Genomic DNA, 20,038 nt, shown 5'->3' with positions numbered 1-20,038 from the left:
TTGACGGTGAAGGTTCAAAGGTTATTTGCAAAGACTAATTTGAAAATTCCAGTTTATGATCGTATAGATTAAGACAAAGCGTATTTATAAATGAAAGGCTGAGAGATCAGTCTTTTTGTATAGTTTTCATATTTAATGGTATACTTTAAGAAATAGATAAAACCAAATTTAAGGAGTAATTATGGCTTTTAATTTTAAGAAAGAATATAAAGAATTTTATATGCCTAAAAATAAACCAGTGATTGTAAATGTTCCTGAAGCAAATTACATTGCGGTCAGAGGTGAGGGCAATCCAAATGAAGAAGGTGGAGCATATCAGCAGGCAATTGGTGTATTGTATGCGATTGCTTATACTTTGAGAATGAGTTATAAGACGGATTATAAAATTGAAGGATTCTTTGAATATGTAGTTCCACCACTAGAAGGATTCTGGTGGCAGGATGATATAGATGGTGTGAATTATGCAGATAAAGATTCATTTCATTGGATTTCAGTCATTCGATTGCCTGATTTTGTGAATGAAAAAGATTTTGAATGGGCTGTTGAAACAGCAACTAAAAAGAAAAAAATAGATTGTTCATCGGCAGAGTTTTTGACGATTGATGAAGGTTTATGTGTTCAAATCATGCACTTAGGATCTTTTGATGATGAACCAGCTACAGTTGCACTTATGGATGAATATTTAAAACAAAATGGATATGCAAATGATATGAATAGTCAAAGACTACATCATGAAATATATTTGTCGGATGCAAGAAAGGTTGCACCGGAAAAATGGAAAACAGTCATTCGACATCCTATAAGAAAGATTTAGATAAATTGGAATTTGGAGGGAATAAATTCATGGCATTAAAATTAATGAAAGGCAGTTTGCAATACAAAAATCAAATTATAGAAATGATTAAAGAATGGAAATCGTATAACGATACCCATGACGCAAATACTTCGCCATGGGCTATATTTAAAAATGATTATGATGATTTTGAATATTATCTAAATAATTTAGAAATATCAACTACGGATGATGGGTTTGTTCCTGATTCTACTTTCTTTTGCTTAGATGAAGACCGGGATACCATGGTTGGTGCTGTTAATATCAGACATTACTTAAACGAATATTTATTGAAATATGGTGGTCATATTGGAGATGGTATAAGACCAAGCGAAAGAAGAAAAGGTTACGTAACCAAAATGATCAGCTTGGCTTTAGAAGAATGCAAGAAACTTGGTATGGATAAAGTTTTATTGGTTTGTGATAAAGGCAACATTGGTTCTGTCAAATCAATTATCAATAATGGCGGAGTATTAGAAAACGAAGTTTTAAAAGAGGGTAAGCTAATACAAAGATATTGGATCATGTTGTAAATGTAAATTCCTGTTTGCATACTTACTACATTTCAAAGACACACGTTTGCAAAGTTCGGTGTAAAAAATGTGCACATACAACAGAAGTTCGTTGTAAAAAGTGTGGTTTGACTCCAAAAGTTCGCTGCATTTTTTGTGACTTAGTGGGATGCGATTTTCAAATATTGTGAGATTTATCTTTGATAACTTCCAGTTTGCCATTGTAGATAGTTTTGAAAGGAAGAGTTTATATGGATAGTAATGTTGCAGAAAATATAAATATACTCGCAAATTTTTTGGGAACACGAGATATTGATGCGTTAAATCAAGAAGATTTATTTAAACGATATGGAATTCATCAGGTAGATGTGATGGTTTTATTTGGTGGAAGTATTCTTGAAGGTGGCGATGTTTTAGCTAGTGGAATTAAAAACTTCGTTGCGAAAAAATATATTATTGTTGGTGGAGCAGGACATACAACAGATACACTACGTCAGGTTGTTCATTTAGAATATCCGGATATTGAGACAACAGATTTATCAGAAGCAGAAATATTTCAAAAGTATATTAAACATGTATATGGATGTAAGGCAGATTATCTTGAAACAAAGTCTACAAATTGTGGGAATAATATAACGTATCTTTTGGATTTATTGAAAAAAAACAATATTTCTTTTAATAGTATCATTCTAAGTCAGGATGCTTCTATGCAAAAGCGTATGGCGGCAGGTTTAAAAAAATATGTCAATAATGATGTGACAATCATTAATTATGCAACTTATTGTGCTAAAGTATTGAACCAGAATGATGAATTGGTTTATGAAGAAGATTTACATGGCATGTGGCCAATTAATAGATATGTCAACTTGTTGATGGGAGAAATTCCTAGACTTTCAGATGATGCGAATGGCTATGGTCCGAATGGAAAGAATTATATTGCACATGTGGATATTCCCGAAAATGTTATGATAGTTTTTGAAGAATTAAAGATGGCTTTTGGAAGTGAAACAAGAGAAGCCAATCCATTGTATGCATCAAAAGTAATTAAAAAATAGTTAACAGTATTATTTGAAAAGTGGGTAAAGAAGCTAAGAATTCGTTTAGTCGAATTCTTTTTTTGTGTTTAGCACACAGGTGTTGACACTGCTAAAAAGGTGTTGTATAGTATTAGCAAGCAAAATATTAGAGTGCTAATGAAGGAGTGGTATTATGGCTAAGAAAAAACAGTTTAAAGCGGAGTCAAAACGTTTATTGGATTTGATGATCAATTCCATTTATACACACAAGGAAATCTTCTTACGTGAACTTGTATCGAATGCGAGTGATGCGATTGATAAATATTATTATGAAAGTCAAGGTCATGCGGATGCAAGTCAATTTGAGATTCGTATTGAACCAAATAAGGAAGCTCGTACCTTAACAATTTCGGACACTGGTATTGGTATGTCAAAGGAAGAGTTAGAGGAAAACTTGGGTACAATTGCGAAGAGTGGTTCTTTGGCTTTTAAAGAGGAAATGAAGAAAAAAGAAGAAAACAACAATGAAGATGTCGATATCATTGGTCAATTTGGTGTTGGATTCTATTCTGCATTTATGGTCGCAAAAGATGTTCGTGTTATTACGAAAAAAGCAGGTAGTGATGAAGCTTATGAATGGGTAAGTGCTGGTGAAGATGGTTATGAAATCACACCTTGTACAAAGGAAACAAATGGTACAACAATCATTTTAACTTTAAAAGAAGATACAGATGAAGAAAACTATTCTAAATATTTGGAAACTTATGAATTAAAAGAATTGATTAAGAAATATTCAGACTATATTCGTTATCCAATCAAGATGAATGTAGAAACTCAGAAGATGAAAGAGGGTACTGAGGAAAGTGAAAAGCCTGAATATGAAACAGTGGTTGAAGATCAGACTTTAAATTCAATGGTTCCTTTATGGAAACGTCAAAAATCGAAGATTACAGATGAAGAATACAATCAATTCTACAAGGATCATTTCTATGATTATCAAGATCCTCAAAAAGTGATTCATTTTAGTGTTGAGGGAAATACTAGTTTTACAGCCTTACTTTATATTCCATCACACTTACCTCAAGGATTCTATTCACAAGACTACAAGAAAGGGCTTCAACTCTATTGTAGAGGCGTATTCATTATGGATCATGCCGAAGAATTATTGCCAGATTCATTGCGTTTTGTGAAAGGTCTAGTGGATTCTCAAGATTTATCTTTAAATATTTCTCGTGAAATGCTTCAACATGATCACCAATTAAAATTGATTGCGGGTCGTATTGAAAAGAAAGTATTGAATGAACTTGGAAATATGCTTGCCAAAGATCGTGAAGCATATGAAAAATTCTTTGAAGAATTTGGTGTAAACTTGAAGTTTGGTGTCTACAACAACTATGGTATGGATAAAGAAAAATTCCAAGATTTATTATTGTTCTACTCTTCAAGAGAAAAGAAATATGTTACTTTAAGTGAATATGTTTCTCGTATGAAAGAGGATCAAAAAGATATTTACTTTGTATCTGGTAAAGATGTTGAGTTGATTGATAAGATGCCAGTTGTTCAAACATTGAAGAATAAAGAATTTGAAGTTCTTTATTTAACAGATGAAGTGGATGAATTTGTGATGCAGACATTGATGAACTACAAAGAAAAGACGTTCAGAAATGCAGCTCAAGGAGATTTAGATTTAGATACTGAGGAAGAAAAGGAAGCTTTAAATAAATCAAAAGAAGAAAATAAAGATTTATTGACATTTATGAAAGAGGCTTTAGGCGATGAGGTTGCTGAAGTGAAATTGTCAAATAAATTAACAGAGGATCCAGTATGCTTAACGGCTGGTGAAGGTATTTCTTTTGAGATGGAAAAGGTTTTCGCAAATATGCCTAACCAAAGTCAAATGCCTATGAAGGCAACGCGTATTTTGGAAATCAATCCAAATCATCCAATCTTTGAAACATTGAAGACTTTATACACTTCTGATAAAGATAAAGTTAAAGAAGTGGCTGAAGTATTATATGATCAGGCTTGTTTAATTGAAGGCTTCGCAATCAAAGATCCAATCGCATATTCAAAGAAGATCTGTGAATTGTTAGTGAAATAATTCTAGGCACAAACTTTCAAGTTTGTGCTTTTTTTCTTTCGTGATACATTTAACCTAGGTGAAGATTATGAAGTATCAAGAATTAGTGAAAGAAGTAGAGGGTGTTGGAAAACTAAAGTTAAGTGAGCAGGAAAATTTTTATCGTGATGTATTAAATGAAAGTTCAAATGATTTAGAAGTTGGGGTTGCGGCCACTTTACAAATTTGAAAAAAAGATAAAAAGATTCCAATTCTTGCGATGAGTGCCAATGCGTATATGCAAGACATACAGAAATGTTACAAGGCTGGTATGAATGGGCATATCAGTAAACCTTTATATTTAGAGGATCTAAAAGATCGAATTTTTCAAATTATATAAAAAGCCAGGTTTTTCCTGACTTTTTTAGACGATGATACCATTGCAGTGATCAATTTCATGTTGAATGATTTGGGCTACAAAACCAGAATAGGATTGTTTGCACTTTTTAAAAGATTCATCTTGATATTCAACAGTAATATTTTCATAACGAGTTGTATTTCTTTCACCATTTAGTGATAAACAACCTTCTTTGACTTTGTAAGGTCTAGACTTCTTCGTGATTTTTGGATTATACATCACAATTTGTGCCGGTCCAATCGCAAAGATAATAATATTTTTAGAAACACCAATCATATTGGCAGCCATGCCTACACATTGATCACTATAAGCTTGTAATGTATCTTTTAGATCTTGAGCCACTTGTGCATCCATTTTTGTAGCTGGAGCTGACTTAATAGCTAAGAAAGCTTCATCTTTCATTATTGGTTTAATCATAACATACCTCTTTTCTTCAAAAATCATATTTGTTTTAGATGTTTTTTTCAAGTATAATTGGCATATGCTGAAAAATATAGTATTTGATTTAGGAAATGTATTGGTTAAATTTGATTCAAATGAATTGATTTATAGCTTCTTTAATGAAAGACAAGAGGAAGTGAAATCATTCTATTTTGATTCTTTATGGAATGAGTATGATCAAGGACTTTATTCAGTGGAAGAGATGATTGAAAAGGGAGTAAAACAATTTCCTGAATTAGAGTTAAGTATCAAAAAGTTGATGTATCATTGGACAGAATTTGTGATTCCATTAAAAGACAATGTTGCGTATATCAAAGATTTAAAACGATTCGGATACAAAGTATATATTCTTTCAAATATTCCAGAAGATGACACAAAATATTTGAGAAGTCTTGATGTGTTTGATAATATAGATGGCGGTGTTTTTTCTTATGAATATAAGAAAATTAAACCAGATCCAGAAATATTTCATATATTATTAAAAAAGTATGATCTTAAGGCATCGGAATGTTTATTTTTAGATGATCGAAAAGACAATGTAGTTGCAGCAAGTAATTTGGGATTTGAAACAATTGAAGTTAAAGATTCAAGTAAAGTCATTGACTTAATAAAGGAGAAAATTAGTGAAGTGTAAAGTAGAAAAAATATGCGGTGGATGCTCACTTTTAAAACTGAAGCCGAGTATGCAGGCAGATAAAAAGAAAAAAGATGTGGAAGCTTTAGTTGAAAAAGCACATTTAAAGGTTCGTGTTGGTGATGTGCATATGGCTAAAAACGATACGCATTATCGTAATAAAGTCATTGTTGGTTTTGCGAAAGATAAAGGAAAAGTATATTCAGGTTTATATGCGCCTCATTCGCATCGTGTTGTGAAGACTGAAAATTGTATTATGCAGCCAAAATTGGTAAATGAAATTATCAATAAGATAACAGAACTTGTTGGTTCTATGAAATTAGAATTATATAACGAAAGAACAGGAACGGGTTTATTGCGTCATGTATTGATTCGTTGGGGACATAAGACAGATGAAGTGATGGTTGTATTTGTCACAAGTCAAAAGATGTTTCCTTCAAGAAAAAATATGGTTCGTGTATTAACGAGCGAATTTCCACAAATTAAAACAATTGTACAAAATATCAATCCAAGAAAGACAAGTATTGTTTTGCAGGATGAAGCTATTGTTTTATATGGAAATGGTATGATTCATGATGAGCTTTGTGGTTTAGACATTGCGTTTTCACACAATTCGTTCTATCAGATTCATTCTGAGCAATGCGAAGTATTGTATGGTTTAGCTAAGAAAATGTTGGATTTAAAAGAAACAGATACAGTACTAGATACATATTGTGGTGTTGGTACAATTGGTTTAACTATGACAGATTCTTGTAAGAAAGTCATGGGTGTAGAAGTGAATCCAGATGCGATTGAAAACGCAAAATATAATGCGAAACAAAATAAGATCAAGAACATTGAATTTGTTGCGATGGATTCAACAGAATTTATGCGCCAGGCAAGAAAGTATCATAATCATTATGATGCGATTATTCTAGATCCACCTCGTGCAGGTACGACAAAAGATTTTATTGAGTGTGCTACAGCATTAAATCCAAGAAAGATTCTATATATTTCTTGTGATCCAAGAACGCAGGTTCGTGATTTAAATCAATTTAGAAAACAAGGCTATGTCACAAATAAACTAGAATTGGTTGATTTATTCCCTTATACAGATCATATTGAAAGTGTTTGTGTATTAGAAAAGAAACAATTCAATGTTAAGCCTACAAAAAAAGCGCAAAGACAAGCTCAATTTAGATCAAGTAAAATGAGTAAGAAAAAACGTTAGGAAGCAAGTATGCTTCCTTTTGTGCATATGAGTAGGTTTAAACAATTTGGAATGATATAATTTATCCAAGAGAACGGAGAATACATATGTTAGAAATTGGAATTCAAGCACCGGATTTTGAACTACCAGATCAAGATGGTGTGATGCACAAATTAAGTGATTATAGAGGTAAAAAAGTTATCTTATATTTTTATCCAAAGGATAATACGGCGGGGTGTACAAAGCAGGCTTGTGGTTTTTCTGAAAGATATCCACAATTCTTAGAAAAAGGAGCTGTCATTTTAGGGGTAAGTAAAGATACGGTGGCTTCTCATAAGAAGTTTCAAGAAAAGTATGGCCTTGCCTTTACTTTGTTGGCAGATCCAGAAAGAAAAGTGATTGAAACTTATGATGTGTGGAAAGAAAAGAAGAATTATGGAAAGGTATCTATGGGCGTGGTTCGTACAACGTATCTAATAGATGAATCTGGAATTATTGTTCGTGCAAATGATAAGGTAAAAGCGGTCAATGATGCTGAAAATATGTTGGAAGTAGTTTAGACACTGCTTCCTTTTTGTATTTGTATTAAAGGATTATGAGGTATAAAATTTCATTTGGGTGATACTATGTGGATTTTATTTGCGACAGGTTCTGCCTTTTTTGCGGGCATTACTTCAATACTCGCAAAATGTGGGATTTCAAAAACAGATTCCGATGTGGCAACAGCCATACGTACCATTGTGGTTTTAGTTTTCTCATGGATTCTTGTTCTTTTAGCTGGAACACTATTTGGTATTACTGAAATTAGTGAAAAGACATTATTATTTCTAGTCTTATCTGGTATCGCAACCGGTGCTAGCTGGCTATGTTATTTTAAGGCTCTTCAGAATGGGAATGTAAATAAGGTTGTTCCGATTGATAAATCGAGTACGATTTTAACAATATTACTGGCTTTAATTTTCTTTCATGAAGGATTGTCTTTGTTTAAACTAGTATGTGTATGTCTGATCGGTTTAGGTACAATGTTGATGATTAACAGAAAAGAGGATGTGAAGTCTAATTCTTTAGATAAAAGCTGGTTGATTTATGCGATTTTGTCAGCTGTATTTGCGAGCCTTACATCAATTTTAGGTAAGATTGGTATTTCTGAAATTGATTCTAATTTAGGTACGGCCATTCGTACAAGTGTTGTATTAGTCATGGCCTGGCTTATGGTATTTGTGAAAAATAAGCAGTCTGAAATAAAATCTATTGATCATAAAGAACTCTTGTTTATCATTTTATCTGGTTTTGCGACAGGAGGATCTTGGCTATGTTTCTATCGTGCTTTACAGGATGGACTTGCAAGTGTGGTGGTTCCCATTGATAAATTGAGTATACTTGTAACAATTGGTTTTTCTCGTGTTGTATTCCATGAAAAGTTATCAACGAAGGCATTGTTAGGTTTAATTTTAATTACAGTAGGTACTGTTATAATGGCAATAATATAGGAGATTTTATGTGTAGATATAAGAAGATTGATTTAGAAAATTGGTGTCGTAAAGAGCACTATTTATATTATACAAACAGTTTAAATGTTGAAGTGAATATGACGGCTAATATTGATGTGAGTGAGTTATTATCTTTTTGTCATACCAATGGATATAAGTTTTATCCGACTTTGATTTATTGTGTGACTAAAGTGTTAAATCGAATTGATAATTTTAAAATGTTTAAAGATAAAAATGGAGATTTATGTGTGTGGGATTCATTGGTTCCAAACTATACAATCTTCCATAAAGAAGACCATACATTTTCAGATTGTTGGACGGATTTTACAGATGATTTTGATTCTTTCTACAAAAATATTACTTCTGATATGGAATTAGGAAAAAAACAAAGAGGCATTAAGGTAAAATCAGGCCAACCTGCAAACTTTTATTGTGTTTCATGTACGCCCTGGACTGCATTTACAGCGGTTTCAAGTCGTATGGTCAATGGGGGTGCTGCCTTCTTTCCAATCATCACAGCTGGAAAATATGATGATAATTATCAGATGCCTGTAAATATTACAATTGCGCATGCCGTAGCGGATGGGTATCATATTGGCTTGTTTTTTTCTGATTTGCAAAAAGAAGTAAGTTTAAAAAGCTTGAAATCAAACCTTAAATAAAGGTCTTGAATAGGGTGCTCTATTTACTTTTTGGGCAAAGTGTTATAAAATTTTTAATGTAGGTATAAATTGAAAAGGAGATATAAAAATGAATCAATCACCACTTCAAAAAGCTAGATACCAATACAGTCCAAAATTGCCTGGAATGTTAAGAAATGGTATTTCAGAAATCTGTGTTAAGGAAGGAAATGCAACTCAAAGTGTTGCAGACCAAGAAAAAATCGCGGCTTTATTCCCTAACACTTACGGAGAAAAAGAAATCACATTCGAAAAAGGAGAAAATACTTCTGCAGCTAAAAAACAAGTTGTAGGTGTAATCTTATCTGGTGGACAAGCACCTGGTGGACACAACGTTATTTGTGGTCTATATGATGCATTAAAAGCTACTAGTAAAGAAAACGTTCTTTACGGATTTAAAAATGGTCCTATTGGATTATTAGAAGACAACTATGTAGAATTCGATGATGCTTATATCGATGCATACAGAAATACTGGTGGATTTGATATTATCGGATCTGGACGTACAAAATTAGAAACTGAAGAACAATTCGCAGTTGCTGCAAAAGTTTGTGAAAAACACGGAATCACTGCTATCGTAATTATCGGTGGTGATGACTCAAATACAAACGCTGCTGTATTAGCTGAATACTTTGCTGCTCACAATACAGGTGTTCAAGTTATCGGTTGTCCAAAAACTATCGATGGTGACTTGAAAAACGAAGACATCGAATGTTCTTTTGGATTTGATACTGCAACTAAAACATATAGTGAATTAATCGGAAACATCGAACGTGATGCAAACTCAGCTAAAAAATATTGGCACTTTGTAAAAGTTATGGGACGTAGTGCAAGTCACGTAGCTTTGGAATGTGCTTTAGAAACTCAACCAAACATTTGTTTAATTTCAGAAGAAGTTGCTGCTAAAAAACAATCTTTATCTGAAATCGCTGACTACATTGCAGATGCTGTTGAAAAACGTTCTGCAAATGGAAACAACTTCGGTGTTGCAATCATCCCTGAAGGTGTAGTTGAATTCGTTCCAGAATTTAAAGCATTGATTGCTGAAATCAACGAATTATTAGCTGGAAACAAAACAGAAGAATTTAATGCATTAGGTAGCTGGGAAGAAAAATATGCATTCATTGAAAAAGGTTTAACTGCTGAATCAATGGCTGTATTCGCAATCTTACCTCAAACTATCCAACAACAATTATTCTTAGAAAGAGATCCACACGGAAACGTACAGGTATCTTTAATTGAATCAGAAAAATTGTTCTCAGCTTTAGTTAAAGATAAATTAGCTGAAAGAGGATTTACAGGTAAATTCAATGCATTACACCACTTCTTCGGATACGAAGGACGTTGTGCATTCCCATCAAACTTTGATGCTGACTACTGCTACTCATTAGGATACAACGCATTTATGTTGATTCAATACGGATATAATGGATATTTATCAAAAGTATCTAACTTATCTAAACCAGCTGAAGAATGGGTTGCTGGTGGTATGCCAATCACTAAGATGATGAACATCGAACGTCGTAATGGTGAAGATAAACCAGTTATCAAAAAAGCATTGGTTGAATTAGATGGTAAACCATTCAAATATTTCGAAGCAAACCGTGATACATGGGCTGTTGAAACTGCATATACTTATCCAGGAGCTATCCAATATTATGGACCAACTGAAGTATGTGATTTAACAACTCGTACATTAGCTCTAGAAAAAGGTGAATAATAAATAAAAGAATGCTTCGGCATTCTTTTTTCTTAAAAGGAGTACTTATGAAATATATGATTGCAAGTGACATCCATGGTTCAAGCTATTATTGCCAAAAACTCATGGATGCCTATAAATACGAAAAGCCAGATCGATTGATTTTATTAGGCGATATTTTATATCATGGACCTAGAAACGATCTACCAAAAGAGTATGCACCTAAAAAAGTAATTGAGATGTTAAATTCCATTTCAGACTCGATTTTATGTGTTCGTGGAAATTGTGATTGTGAAGTCGATCAAATGGTATTAGATTTTCCATGTTTGGCGAATTATTCGATGTTGGATATAAACGGACTTTTTATCTATTGTACACATGGACATTTAGAACCTGTTAAATTAAAAATGGGGGATATATTACTATGTGGACATACCCATGTTCCTACCCTTGAAGATCGTGATGGTATTATTTATATGAATCCAGGCTCTGTTTCTATCCCAAAAGAAAATAGCCCTCATAGTTATATGATCCTAGAGGACTGTGTATTTACTTGGAAAGATTTAGAAACGCTTAGCCAATACCGTTGTAAAGAATTCCCAAAATCAAAATAATGATGGCAAGAAATACATATACATATTTGCCTAAGAACTTAAAAGTCGGTCCAACCGGCTTTTTTCTTCCTTTGTCTAACTCTTGCTTTAAAGCATTCCATCCTAAAACATAGTAAATGGTAATGGCACCAAGTAAGGCCGCAAAAGGAATAATATAAATAGTGACAATATCCATCCATTTACCTACGATATCGCCGTTTTCAATGCATACAGAAACGATGAATGTGATAATTCCGCAAAGTAAAACAGCTTTTTTTCTAGAAATGTGAAAGCGATTTTGCCAAGACTCACACACAGCTTCTAACATATTGATCAAACTTGTGATTCCTGCAAAAGCTACTGAAATAAAGAAGAATAGGGCAAAGAAATTACCGAGTGGCATTTGTTTAAAGACTTCTGGAAGTGTTAAAAACATTAAACTAGGACCACTGACTGGATCGATGCCAAAAGAGAATACGGCAGGCATAATCGCAAGTGCCGCTAACATCGCTGCAATTGTATCAAATATTGCCGTCTGCATACTTGCATTTGGAATATCTACATCATCCTTTAAATAAGCTCCATATACAATCATTCCTGAACCTGTAATGGATAAGGAGAAAAAAGCTTGTCCCATAGCCATGATCCATGTTTCTTTATTTAATAGATATTCCCATTTAGGTACAAATAAGAATTTATAGCCTTCAATCGCACCATCAAATAAACTGACACGAATGGCAAGGATAATAAATAAGATAAAGAAGGCTGGCATCAATATTTTATTTACTTTTTCAATCGCATTAGTAGCACTTGTAAAAAGAAGTAAACAAGTGACAAACAAGACTAAAAAGTGACATGGCACATTCGAAAAGGATTGTGTCATATTTGTAAAGAAAGCTGGAATATCATTTGTGAGTAGTTCGTTTGTGACTACGCCTTGAATGCTTCGAAATACCCATCCTAAAATGATACTATATCCAATCGCAATCCCAAGAGATCCTAGTAGTGGAAGCCATCCGATATATTTACCAAACTTATTTTTCCAACAATATGCATAAGCACCTAACGTTCCTGTTTTTGCCATTCTTCCTAGCGCAAATTCAGCCGATAAACCAACAAGGCCGAATAAGGCAATAAAAAGTAAATAAGGAATTAAAAAGGCAGCGCCTCCATATTGTCCTAAGCGATAAGGAAACATCCATATATTTCCCATTCCTACGGCAGAACCTACGCAGGCTAATACAAATCCTACCGTACTTTTAAAATTTCCATTTTTGTTCATAGTAATACCTCAATGCTTCTTAGTATAGCATAAAAATGATATAATGATTAGACAGGAGATATATATGTTTGTAGAAGAAAGACAAAATTTAATATTAGAAGATTTACAAAAGAATGGAAAAGTATTAGTCAAAGATTTAAGTAAGCGTTTTGGTGTAACACCCGATTTAATTCGTAAAGATTTGGCTTTTTTAGAATCAAAAGGGAAATGTAAAAAGATATATGGTGGAGCGATATTGAATCGTTTAAATGTTCATTTAGAAGATGCGAATTCTAGAAAAAATGTGAATACTAAGGAGAAACAAAAAATAGCGCAAATGGCCTATGATTTGATTGAACCCAATATGACCGTCTTTTTAGATATTTCAACTACGAATATTGAATTGGCTAAGTTATTAGTGTTAAACCCCATTTTAAGTATTACAGTTGTTACGAATATGTTGGATGTAATTCAAATTCTATCTTCAAGTCAAATCCATTCTATATTCATTGGCGGAGAATTTGACTATGCAAGAAATGGTTTTGTGGGCAATATGTGCGATGAATTTCTTCAACGATTTCATTTTGATGTAGCTTTTTTAGGTGTGGTTGGTATAGATGTAGAATCTGGTAGTGTTATGACCTATATGCCAAGTGATGGGCAAACAAAGCGTATTGTTTTAAAACAATCTAAAAAATCGTATATGTTGGCGGATTCGGATAAGTTTTACCAAATGGGAAATTATGAGTATGCCAAGATGAATGAATTTTATGGGATTCTGCAAACAATAAAAAGCAATAAAAAGTAATAAAGAACTATTGATTTTGATCATAGTTCTTTTTATAATGGATTTGTAAATGGAGGACTTACTATGTTAGATCGTATTTCTATTCTTAAAGATAAAATGTTGTCTCAACCACGCTTTGTAAGTATTGAACAAGCTTTGATCATTACTCGTACATATCAAGAAAATGAAAATAAATCCATTCCTTATAAGCGTGCACTTTCTTTGTATAACGCATTGAATGAAATTGAAATTGGTATGGAACCTGAAGAGTTGATTGTTGCAAATCGTACAAAGGGTGTTCGTTATGGTGTTGTTTTTCCTGAAAGTGGAATTTCTTGGGTGGATCGTGAATTTGAAACAATTCCAACTCGTCCTCAAGATAAGTTTAATGTGCATCCTGAAGATATTGAAACTTTTCGTAAGGTGATTGTTCCGTATTGGAAAGGCAAAAGTTTAGAGGATGTTATTAAAAATCGTTTTGGTGCTGAAATCAGTGCAATTTCGAAAGTGGTAAAAGTCAATCAAACCGATCATGCACAGGGGCATATTTGTCCGAATGTGAAGGAATGGTTAGAGATTGGTCCACAAGGCTATATTGATTTAGCAAAAAAACATTTAGAGACATGTTCTGATTCACAAAAAGAATTTTATGAATGTGTTATTTTAGTCATGCAAGGTGTACAGAAGTTTATGCTTCGCTATCATGATCTAGCTTTAAAAATGAATAAAAAAGATGTCGCAAAGATTTGTGAAAATCTAGCTTATAAACCAGCTGCAACATTCCATGAAGCATTGCAGTCATTATGGTTTTTATTTGTCGTACTACATATGGAAAGCAACGCATCTAGTTTTTCTCCGGGTCGTTTAGATGAAATTTTATATTCTTACTATAAACAAGATATAGATTCGGGTATGTTGAAGGAAAGTGAAGTTTTAGAATTAATTGAATGTTTATGGTTGAAATTCAATGAGATCGTATATTTAAGAAATGCGCATAGCGCAAAATATTTTGCGGGTTTTCCAATTGGATTTAATATTTGTGTGGGTGGACAAGATCAAAATGGCAATGATTTTAGTAATGAATTGAGTCATATGTTTTTAAAGGCACAAGAAGATATTGGGCTTCCTCAACCAAACTTATCCGTTCGACTTCATGAACGTACGAATGATGAACTGTTAAAACATGCGATTCGAGTTGTTTCAAAAGGAAGTGGAATGCCACAATTTTTCAATGATAAGGCAATTGTCAAGGTGATGGAAGATTTGGGTATATCACATACAGATGCCATGGATTATGCGATTGTGGGTTGTGTGGAACTTACAACACAAGGCAATAATTTAGGTTGGTCGGATTCAGGTATGTTTAATATGAATAAGGTGTTAGAACTTACTTTGAATCATGGTCGTTGTTTGTTGACAGGAAAACAAATGGGACCTGATTATGGTTCATTAAGTACATATACTTCATTTTCTGATTTAGAATCTGCCTTTGAAAAAATGATGGATTATTTTATTGATAAAATGATTCCTTGTTTAGAAGAAGTGGAAAAAGCACATATTGATATTTTACCAACAGCCTTCTTATCAAGTGTTATTGATGATTGCATGGAAAAAGGAATGGATGTCACGCGTGGTGGTGCACATTATAATTTGTCGGGTATTCAAATGATTCAGGTGGCAAATCTTGCGGATAGTTTGGCAGCTTTAAAAAAGCTTGTATATGATGAAAAGAAAATTGATGCAGCAGATTTAGAAAAAGCTTTGAAAGAAAATTTTTCAGATCATGAAGTTATGCGCCAAATGTTATTAAATCGTGCACCTAAGTATGGAAATGATGTGGATTGGGTGGATGAGCTTGGTGCCAAATGGGCATTGAAGTTTAGAAATAAATTAAGAAAATATACAAACTATCGTAATGGAGAATATCATACAGGTATGTATACGGTAAGTGCCCATGTTCCTATGGGAGAAAATGTAGGAGCTAGCTGCGATGGAAGACTTGCCAAAACACCTTTGGCTGATGGTGGATTATCAGCTGTGTATGGTCGGGATTTAAAGGGGCCTACAGCTGTCTTAAAATCAGTATCGCATTTAGATAATTCTTGTACAACAAATGGGGGCTTATTAAATATGAAATTTTTGCCAGAATTCTTTAAAACAGAATCGGGTATTGATAAGTTTGCGAATTTTATGCGTACATTTGTTGACTTAGAGATTCCACATATTCAGTTTAATGTGGTTCGTAAAGAAGATTTATTGAATGCTAAAGCACATCCAGACAAGTATCGTTCTTTGACGGTTCGTGTTGCTGGTTATACAGCATATTTTACAGAACTAGCTGGAGAATTACAGGATGAAATTATCGCAAGGACAAGTTATGACAACATCTAAAGGATATATATTTGATATAAAGCGTTTTGCGACACACGATGGAAAAGGAATTCGTACAACTGTATTTTTTAAGGGGTGTCCACTTCGTTGTAAATGGTGTCAAAATCCAGAAGGATTGTCTTATTTACCACAAGTTTTATATATGGAATCCAAGTGTATGCATTGTCTTAGTTGCGTACATGCATCAAAACAAGGTGGAGTTAGGTGTGTAGATCATAAAATTTGTATTTCAAGAAATATAAAAGAAGATTGGAACGCAATTTGTGATGTGTGTCCTACATTAGCTTTGAGCATGGATGCCAAGGAGTATACAGTAGAAGAATGTGTTCATGAAATATTAAAGGATGAAATATTCTTTAAAAGAGAAGGTGGAGTTACTTTTTCTGGGGGAGAACCCTTTTTACAAAGTGATTTTTTGATTGATTTATTAAAGGCTTGTAAGGAAAAAGGAATTCATACGGCTATTGAAACAAGTCTATATACGGATTTAGAGAATGTACAAAAGGCTTTACCATATTTGGATCAGATTTATTGTGATTGTAAATTGTATGATGAAAACTTGCATAAACAGTATACGGGTGTATCAAATGAAAAAATATTAAAGAATATTGCGTATTTACTTCAGAGTAATAAAAAAGCGTACGTAATTGTTCGTACGCCTTTAATTCCAACAATGACTGCTTCTTTTGAGAATATTTCTTCTATTTCAGAGTTTCTAGTTTCTTGTTATGAAGATGTTCATTATGAAATCTTGAATTATAATCCTCTAGCTCAATCTAAATATGCGTATTTAGATATGGAGTATTGTTTTAAAGAGAATCCAAAAATGTATTCTAGTGAAAAGATGCAGGAGTTCTATGATTGTGCAAAACAAAATGGTATAAAGAATCTAGTTATCGATTAAGGAGCGTAGGCTCCTTTTCTTAATGATTTAATGATGTGTTGGATCAATCCTTTTTCTGACTTTTTGATTTCTTGTGTTATTTGAATAGCTAGATGCATACACTCTTCTTGAGAGTTTAATGGTGCTTCTTGACTTATAATCTGCTTGTAGTGACCGTCGCTACAAAGTTCTCTAGCTTTTATGTTATCGCTCATTAATAGGGTGAAGTATTCAAGAATTTGATTCTTTAATTTTTCATCTTGAATTGGACATCCGATTTCGACACGCTTTTCTGTATTTCGAGTCATACAGTCAGCACTGGCAATGTATATTTTTATGTCTTTTTCATCGCCGAAACAATAGATTCTTGAATGTTCTAAATAGCGTCCAACGATTGAGCGAATAGTAATGTTTTCGGTTGCATTTTCAAGGCCTGGCAATAGACAACAAATACCGCGGATAATCATTTCAATTTTTACACCGGCCATACTTGCTTCACTGATTTTGTGAATGATGTCTAAATCTGTAAAAGAATTCATCTTAATTCGAATTCTTGCGGGTTGGTGTTGTTTGGCTAAATTGATTTGATTATCTATTTCTTTTAGAATGGAAGATTTTAGATTGCTGGGGGCTACCCATAAATGTTGATATTGTCCTTCTAAATTTGACATGGACATGTTTTGAAAGAATGTGACTGCATCTTTTCCGATTTCTTTACGGCTTGTGATATAAGAAAGGTCAGTATACATTTTACTTGTCTTTTCATTATAGTTACCTGTACCGATTTGTGTAATATATTTGAATTCGTTTTTATCTTTATATGTAATCAAACATATTTTGGAGTGTACTTTGTAGTTTTCAAAACCATAAAGAATGTGGCATCCACTTTCTTCAAGCTCTTCAGCGGCAGAAATGTTATTTTGCTCATCAAAACGAGCTTTTAGTTCCATCAATACAGTAACGTTTTTGCCATTTTCAGCTGCTCTACATAAGTAGCGAACAATTTTAGAATGTTTAGCTAATCTATATATTGTGATTTTAATAGATACAACATGTTTATCTTCGCTAGCTTCTTTTAATAGTTTTAAGAATCCGTCCATAGATTGATATGGATAGAAAAGTAATACATCATGATCCATGATTTGTGGAATACATGGAAGTTCTGGCGTTAATAATGGATTACTTTGTGGTGTAAAAGTTTTATATAATAAAGGCGTTTTATCGATGGTTGGTGCTAAATCAATCATCTTAAAAATATGTGATAATTCCAAAGGGCATTTTGATATAAATACTTGTTCTTTTCTTAAGCTTAGACGACTACAAAGATATTCTAATGAATCAAAATGAATCTCTTTATAGATTTCCAGTCGTATTGGGGCTAAACGATTTCGTTTCTTTAAAATATGTTTCATGTATTCACGATAATCGTCGTCATCATCAATTTGGTCTTCGTTTAAGTTGATATCGGCGTTTCTTGTGATACGTACAATTGTTTTATTTAATACTTTACAATTTTTAAATAGTCGTTCAATGCAATGGAACATGATTTGTTCTATCAGCATGTAACAATGTCCGTAATTTGGAATATAGACAATGCGGTTGGCAAAATCGGGTACAGGAATGAGCGCAAAGTGCTTATTTCCATCTTCATTGATTTCTAAGAATAAGTATTGTGCTTTATTGACCAAATGTGGGAATGGATGATGTGAATCTATGATTTGTGGAGATAGTAATGGAGCGATATCTGTGTCAAAATAGTCCTTAACAAATTTTTCTTGACCTTTAGATAGTGTTTTATAAGAAACACAAGATAGGTGTAAAGCATTCAATGTATGGTTGATATCTTTGTAAACGTTATCTCTAATTTTATATAAATTGTTTGATTCCGCAAAAATCGCATCAAGTTGTTCACTTGGAATCATTCCACTTTTCTTGTCGATTTTAGTGTTGTCAATCAAAGAAAGGTCGTATAAGGATCCGCATCGGATCATGTAAAATTCGTCAAGATTACTTGTGAAGATGGATAAGAACTTAGCTCTTTCTAATAAAGGAACGCGAGGATCGGCAGCTTCTTCAAGTACGCGCTTGTTAAATTGTAACCAAGATATTTCTCTGTTTTGGGTAATTTTCATTTTAATCTCCTATATATTTTTGAATCAAATAGCCTTCGCGAACACCATTTGTACAAATTTGAATGGTTTGGATGGAATATTTAGAAATGATTCCTTCAAGTATTAACAGGCCACAAAACATAGTGTGTACGCGTTCAGGTTTAATTTTTAAAAATAAGTGTAGTGTATCTGTTCGATTATTACTTAATGTTTGTAGAAGTTTATTTATTTTGTCGGCGGAAAAAATATATTCATCTCGATTTATCCAATCAAAGTGTACTAACAAAGATCGCACAGCTCGCATATTGCCTCCTGTAACGGCAAGATTTTGAAATTCTGAGATTTCTTTAGGAGTGGGTACAGATTCAAGTTCGCATTGAACGCGCTTTTGAATTTGAATGGTTTCCTCTTTTGTAGGTATTACTTTCTTTACGTATTTATTGAATAAATTTAAAGAACCAATATTTAATGAATAGGTAGCTAAGTTGTTATAGTGTTTGTAGAAAACAAATTCAGTACTTGCACCACCACTGTCAATGTATAATCCTTCAGGTCGTTCGATTTGGTGCATGGCTCCTTTAAAAGAAAGATTTCCTTCAGTGGTTCCGGAAAGAAGAACAATATTGATTTTGACAGTGTTTGAGATAATAGCCAATACTTCATCTTTATTGTCGAGATTACGTAAGGATGCAGTTGCGAATGCATCAATAATGTGTATTCCTAATGTATCTAATGTTTTTTTAAGTCTTAGTAAGCATTGTTTTAATTTGTTTATGCCTTCTAAAGTTAAATTGTTTTTATTGATATATGAAATCAATCCAACATTTTCTTTTTTTGAGAAGAGCAAATGAAATGAATGTTTGTTTGATTCATATACATTAAGTCGAATTGTGTTGGATCCGATATCAATTATTCCTATATTCATAGTATTTCATCCCTTTCAAGTCAATATTATATGACTTGGGTGTAAACACTATATTAAGGGCTAGTTAAATAAAATTTACAAATTTTCCAAAAAAAATCAAAAAAACATTTGACGAAG

Annotated in this window: 20 protein-coding genes; 16 read left to right on the top strand and 4 right to left on the bottom strand. The window is 33.0% G+C overall.

Annotated elements, in window-relative coordinates; genetic code table 11:
- Positions 1-181: 181 nt before the first annotated feature.
- The 6 genes from Q3907_RS08365 to Q3907_RS10735 all read left to right on the top strand — a co-directional run bounded on the left by Q3907_RS08365 (position 182) and on the right by Q3907_RS10735 (position 4,819).
- Entirely contained in the window at positions 182-814 is a 633-nt protein-coding gene (locus tag Q3907_RS08365; RefSeq protein WP_301897967.1) for a GyrI-like domain-containing protein, read from the top strand.
- Positions 815-843: 29 nt separating this feature from the next.
- Positions 844-1,365 carry a GNAT family N-acetyltransferase gene (locus Q3907_RS08360; RefSeq protein ID WP_301897966.1) on the top strand — a complete coding sequence of 174 codons (522 nt, stop codon included), beginning with the start codon at positions 844-846 and terminating at the stop codon, positions 1,363-1,365.
- Between the two features lie 230 nt (positions 1,366-1,595).
- Entirely contained in the window at positions 1,596-2,399 is an 804-nt protein-coding gene (locus Q3907_RS08355) for a YdcF family protein (RefSeq protein WP_301897965.1), read from the top strand.
- Between the two features lie 154 nt (positions 2,400-2,553).
- Entirely contained in the window at positions 2,554-4,461 is a 1,908-nt protein-coding gene (gene htpG / locus Q3907_RS08350) for a molecular chaperone HtpG (RefSeq protein WP_301897964.1), read from the top strand.
- Positions 4,462-4,528: 67 nt separating this feature from the next.
- Positions 4,529-4,669, top strand: a complete 141-nt coding sequence (locus Q3907_RS08345; protein ID WP_295561571.1) for a hypothetical protein — start codon at positions 4,529-4,531, stop codon at positions 4,667-4,669.
- Positions 4,670-4,684: 15 nt separating this feature from the next.
- Positions 4,685-4,819, top strand: a complete 135-nt coding sequence (locus tag Q3907_RS10735; RefSeq protein ID WP_367881502.1) for a hypothetical protein — start codon at positions 4,685-4,687, stop codon at positions 4,817-4,819.
- A 24-nt stretch (positions 4,820-4,843) separates the two neighbouring features.
- On the opposite strand, the gene Q3907_RS08340 is transcribed toward Q3907_RS10735, so the two are convergent.
- Complete coding sequence (locus Q3907_RS08340; protein WP_301897963.1) at positions 4,844-5,254, bottom strand: peptide deformylase; 411 nt, start codon at positions 5,252-5,254, stop codon at positions 4,844-4,846.
- A gap of 64 nt (positions 5,255-5,318) precedes the next feature.
- On the opposite strand from Q3907_RS08340, the gene Q3907_RS08335 reads away from it, so the two are divergent.
- The 7 genes from Q3907_RS08335 (at position 5,319) to yfcE (ending at position 11,584) form a co-directional block, all read left to right on the top strand.
- Positions 5,319-5,912: an HAD family phosphatase gene (locus tag Q3907_RS08335; RefSeq protein WP_301897962.1), complete on the top strand. Its 594-nt coding sequence runs from the start codon at positions 5,319-5,321 to the stop codon at positions 5,910-5,912.
- Positions 5,902-7,122 (top strand): 23S rRNA (uracil(1939)-C(5))-methyltransferase RlmD, encoded by a 1,221-nt coding sequence (gene rlmD / locus Q3907_RS08330; protein WP_301897961.1) that lies wholly within the window; start codon positions 5,902-5,904, stop codon positions 7,120-7,122. The genes Q3907_RS08335 and rlmD overlap by 11 nt, the downstream gene beginning before the upstream one ends.
- 86 nt (positions 7,123-7,208) lie before the next feature.
- A complete protein-coding gene (locus Q3907_RS08325) occupies positions 7,209-7,661 on the top strand; it encodes a peroxiredoxin (RefSeq protein WP_295561795.1) in 453 nt (150 codons plus the stop codon).
- Positions 7,662-7,727: 66 nt separating this feature from the next.
- Entirely contained in the window at positions 7,728-8,591 is an 864-nt protein-coding gene (locus tag Q3907_RS08320) for an EamA family transporter (RefSeq protein ID WP_301897960.1), read from the top strand.
- 8 nt (positions 8,592-8,599) lie between these two features.
- Positions 8,600-9,253: a chloramphenicol acetyltransferase gene (locus Q3907_RS08315; RefSeq protein WP_301897959.1), complete on the top strand. Its 654-nt coding sequence runs from the start codon at positions 8,600-8,602 to the stop codon at positions 9,251-9,253.
- Positions 9,254-9,341: 88 nt separating this feature from the next.
- Complete coding sequence (locus Q3907_RS08310) at positions 9,342-10,991, top strand: diphosphate--fructose-6-phosphate 1-phosphotransferase (protein ID WP_288538715.1); 1,650 nt, start codon at positions 9,342-9,344, stop codon at positions 10,989-10,991.
- 47 nt (positions 10,992-11,038) lie between these two features.
- On the top strand, positions 11,039-11,584 hold the full coding sequence (gene yfcE / locus Q3907_RS08305; RefSeq protein WP_117926497.1) for a phosphodiesterase: 546 nt from the start codon (positions 11,039-11,041) through the stop codon (positions 11,582-11,584).
- Here yfcE and Q3907_RS08300 read toward each other — a convergent pair.
- A complete protein-coding gene (locus Q3907_RS08300) occupies positions 11,544-12,845 on the bottom strand; it encodes a sodium-dependent transporter (RefSeq protein ID WP_301897958.1) in 1,302 nt (433 codons plus the stop codon). The genes yfcE and Q3907_RS08300 overlap by 41 nt on opposite strands.
- Before the next feature lie 64 nt (positions 12,846-12,909).
- On the opposite strand from Q3907_RS08300, the gene Q3907_RS08295 reads away from it, so the two are divergent.
- The 3 genes from Q3907_RS08295 to Q3907_RS08285 all read left to right on the top strand — a co-directional run bounded on the left by Q3907_RS08295 (position 12,910) and on the right by Q3907_RS08285 (position 16,906).
- Entirely contained in the window at positions 12,910-13,632 is a 723-nt protein-coding gene (locus Q3907_RS08295; protein WP_295760500.1) for a DeoR/GlpR family DNA-binding transcription regulator, read from the top strand.
- A 63-nt stretch (positions 13,633-13,695) separates the two neighbouring features.
- Positions 13,696-16,002, top strand: coding sequence for a formate C-acetyltransferase/glycerol dehydratase family glycyl radical enzyme (locus tag Q3907_RS08290; RefSeq protein ID WP_301897957.1), 2,307 nt, complete (start codon positions 13,696-13,698; stop codon positions 16,000-16,002).
- Entirely contained in the window at positions 15,965-16,906 is a 942-nt protein-coding gene (locus Q3907_RS08285) for a glycyl-radical enzyme activating protein (protein WP_301897956.1), read from the top strand. Before Q3907_RS08290 ends, Q3907_RS08285 begins: the two co-directional genes overlap by 38 nt.
- Here the strand turns inward: Q3907_RS08285 and ppk1 are convergent.
- The gene (gene ppk1, locus Q3907_RS08280; RefSeq protein ID WP_301897955.1) at positions 16,903-19,017 is read right to left on the bottom strand and encodes a polyphosphate kinase 1; all 2,115 of its coding nucleotides are present in this window, start codon (positions 19,015-19,017) and stop codon (positions 16,903-16,905) included. The two genes, Q3907_RS08285 and ppk1, sit on opposite strands and share 4 nt — an antisense overlap.
- Position 19,018: 1 nt before the next feature.
- Positions 19,019-19,921 (bottom strand): hypothetical protein, encoded by a 903-nt coding sequence (locus Q3907_RS08275; protein WP_301897954.1) that lies wholly within the window; start codon positions 19,919-19,921, stop codon positions 19,019-19,021.
- Positions 19,922-20,038: the final 117 nt, after the last annotated feature.

The sequence above is a fragment of the uncultured Holdemanella sp. genome (assembly GCF_958348295.1).
Taxonomy (GTDB): domain Bacteria; phylum Bacillota_I; class Bacilli_A; order Erysipelotrichales; family Erysipelotrichaceae; genus Holdemanella.
Note: the sequence above shows the minus strand (reverse complement) of the source record. Positions and strands in the feature narration are given on the sequence as shown.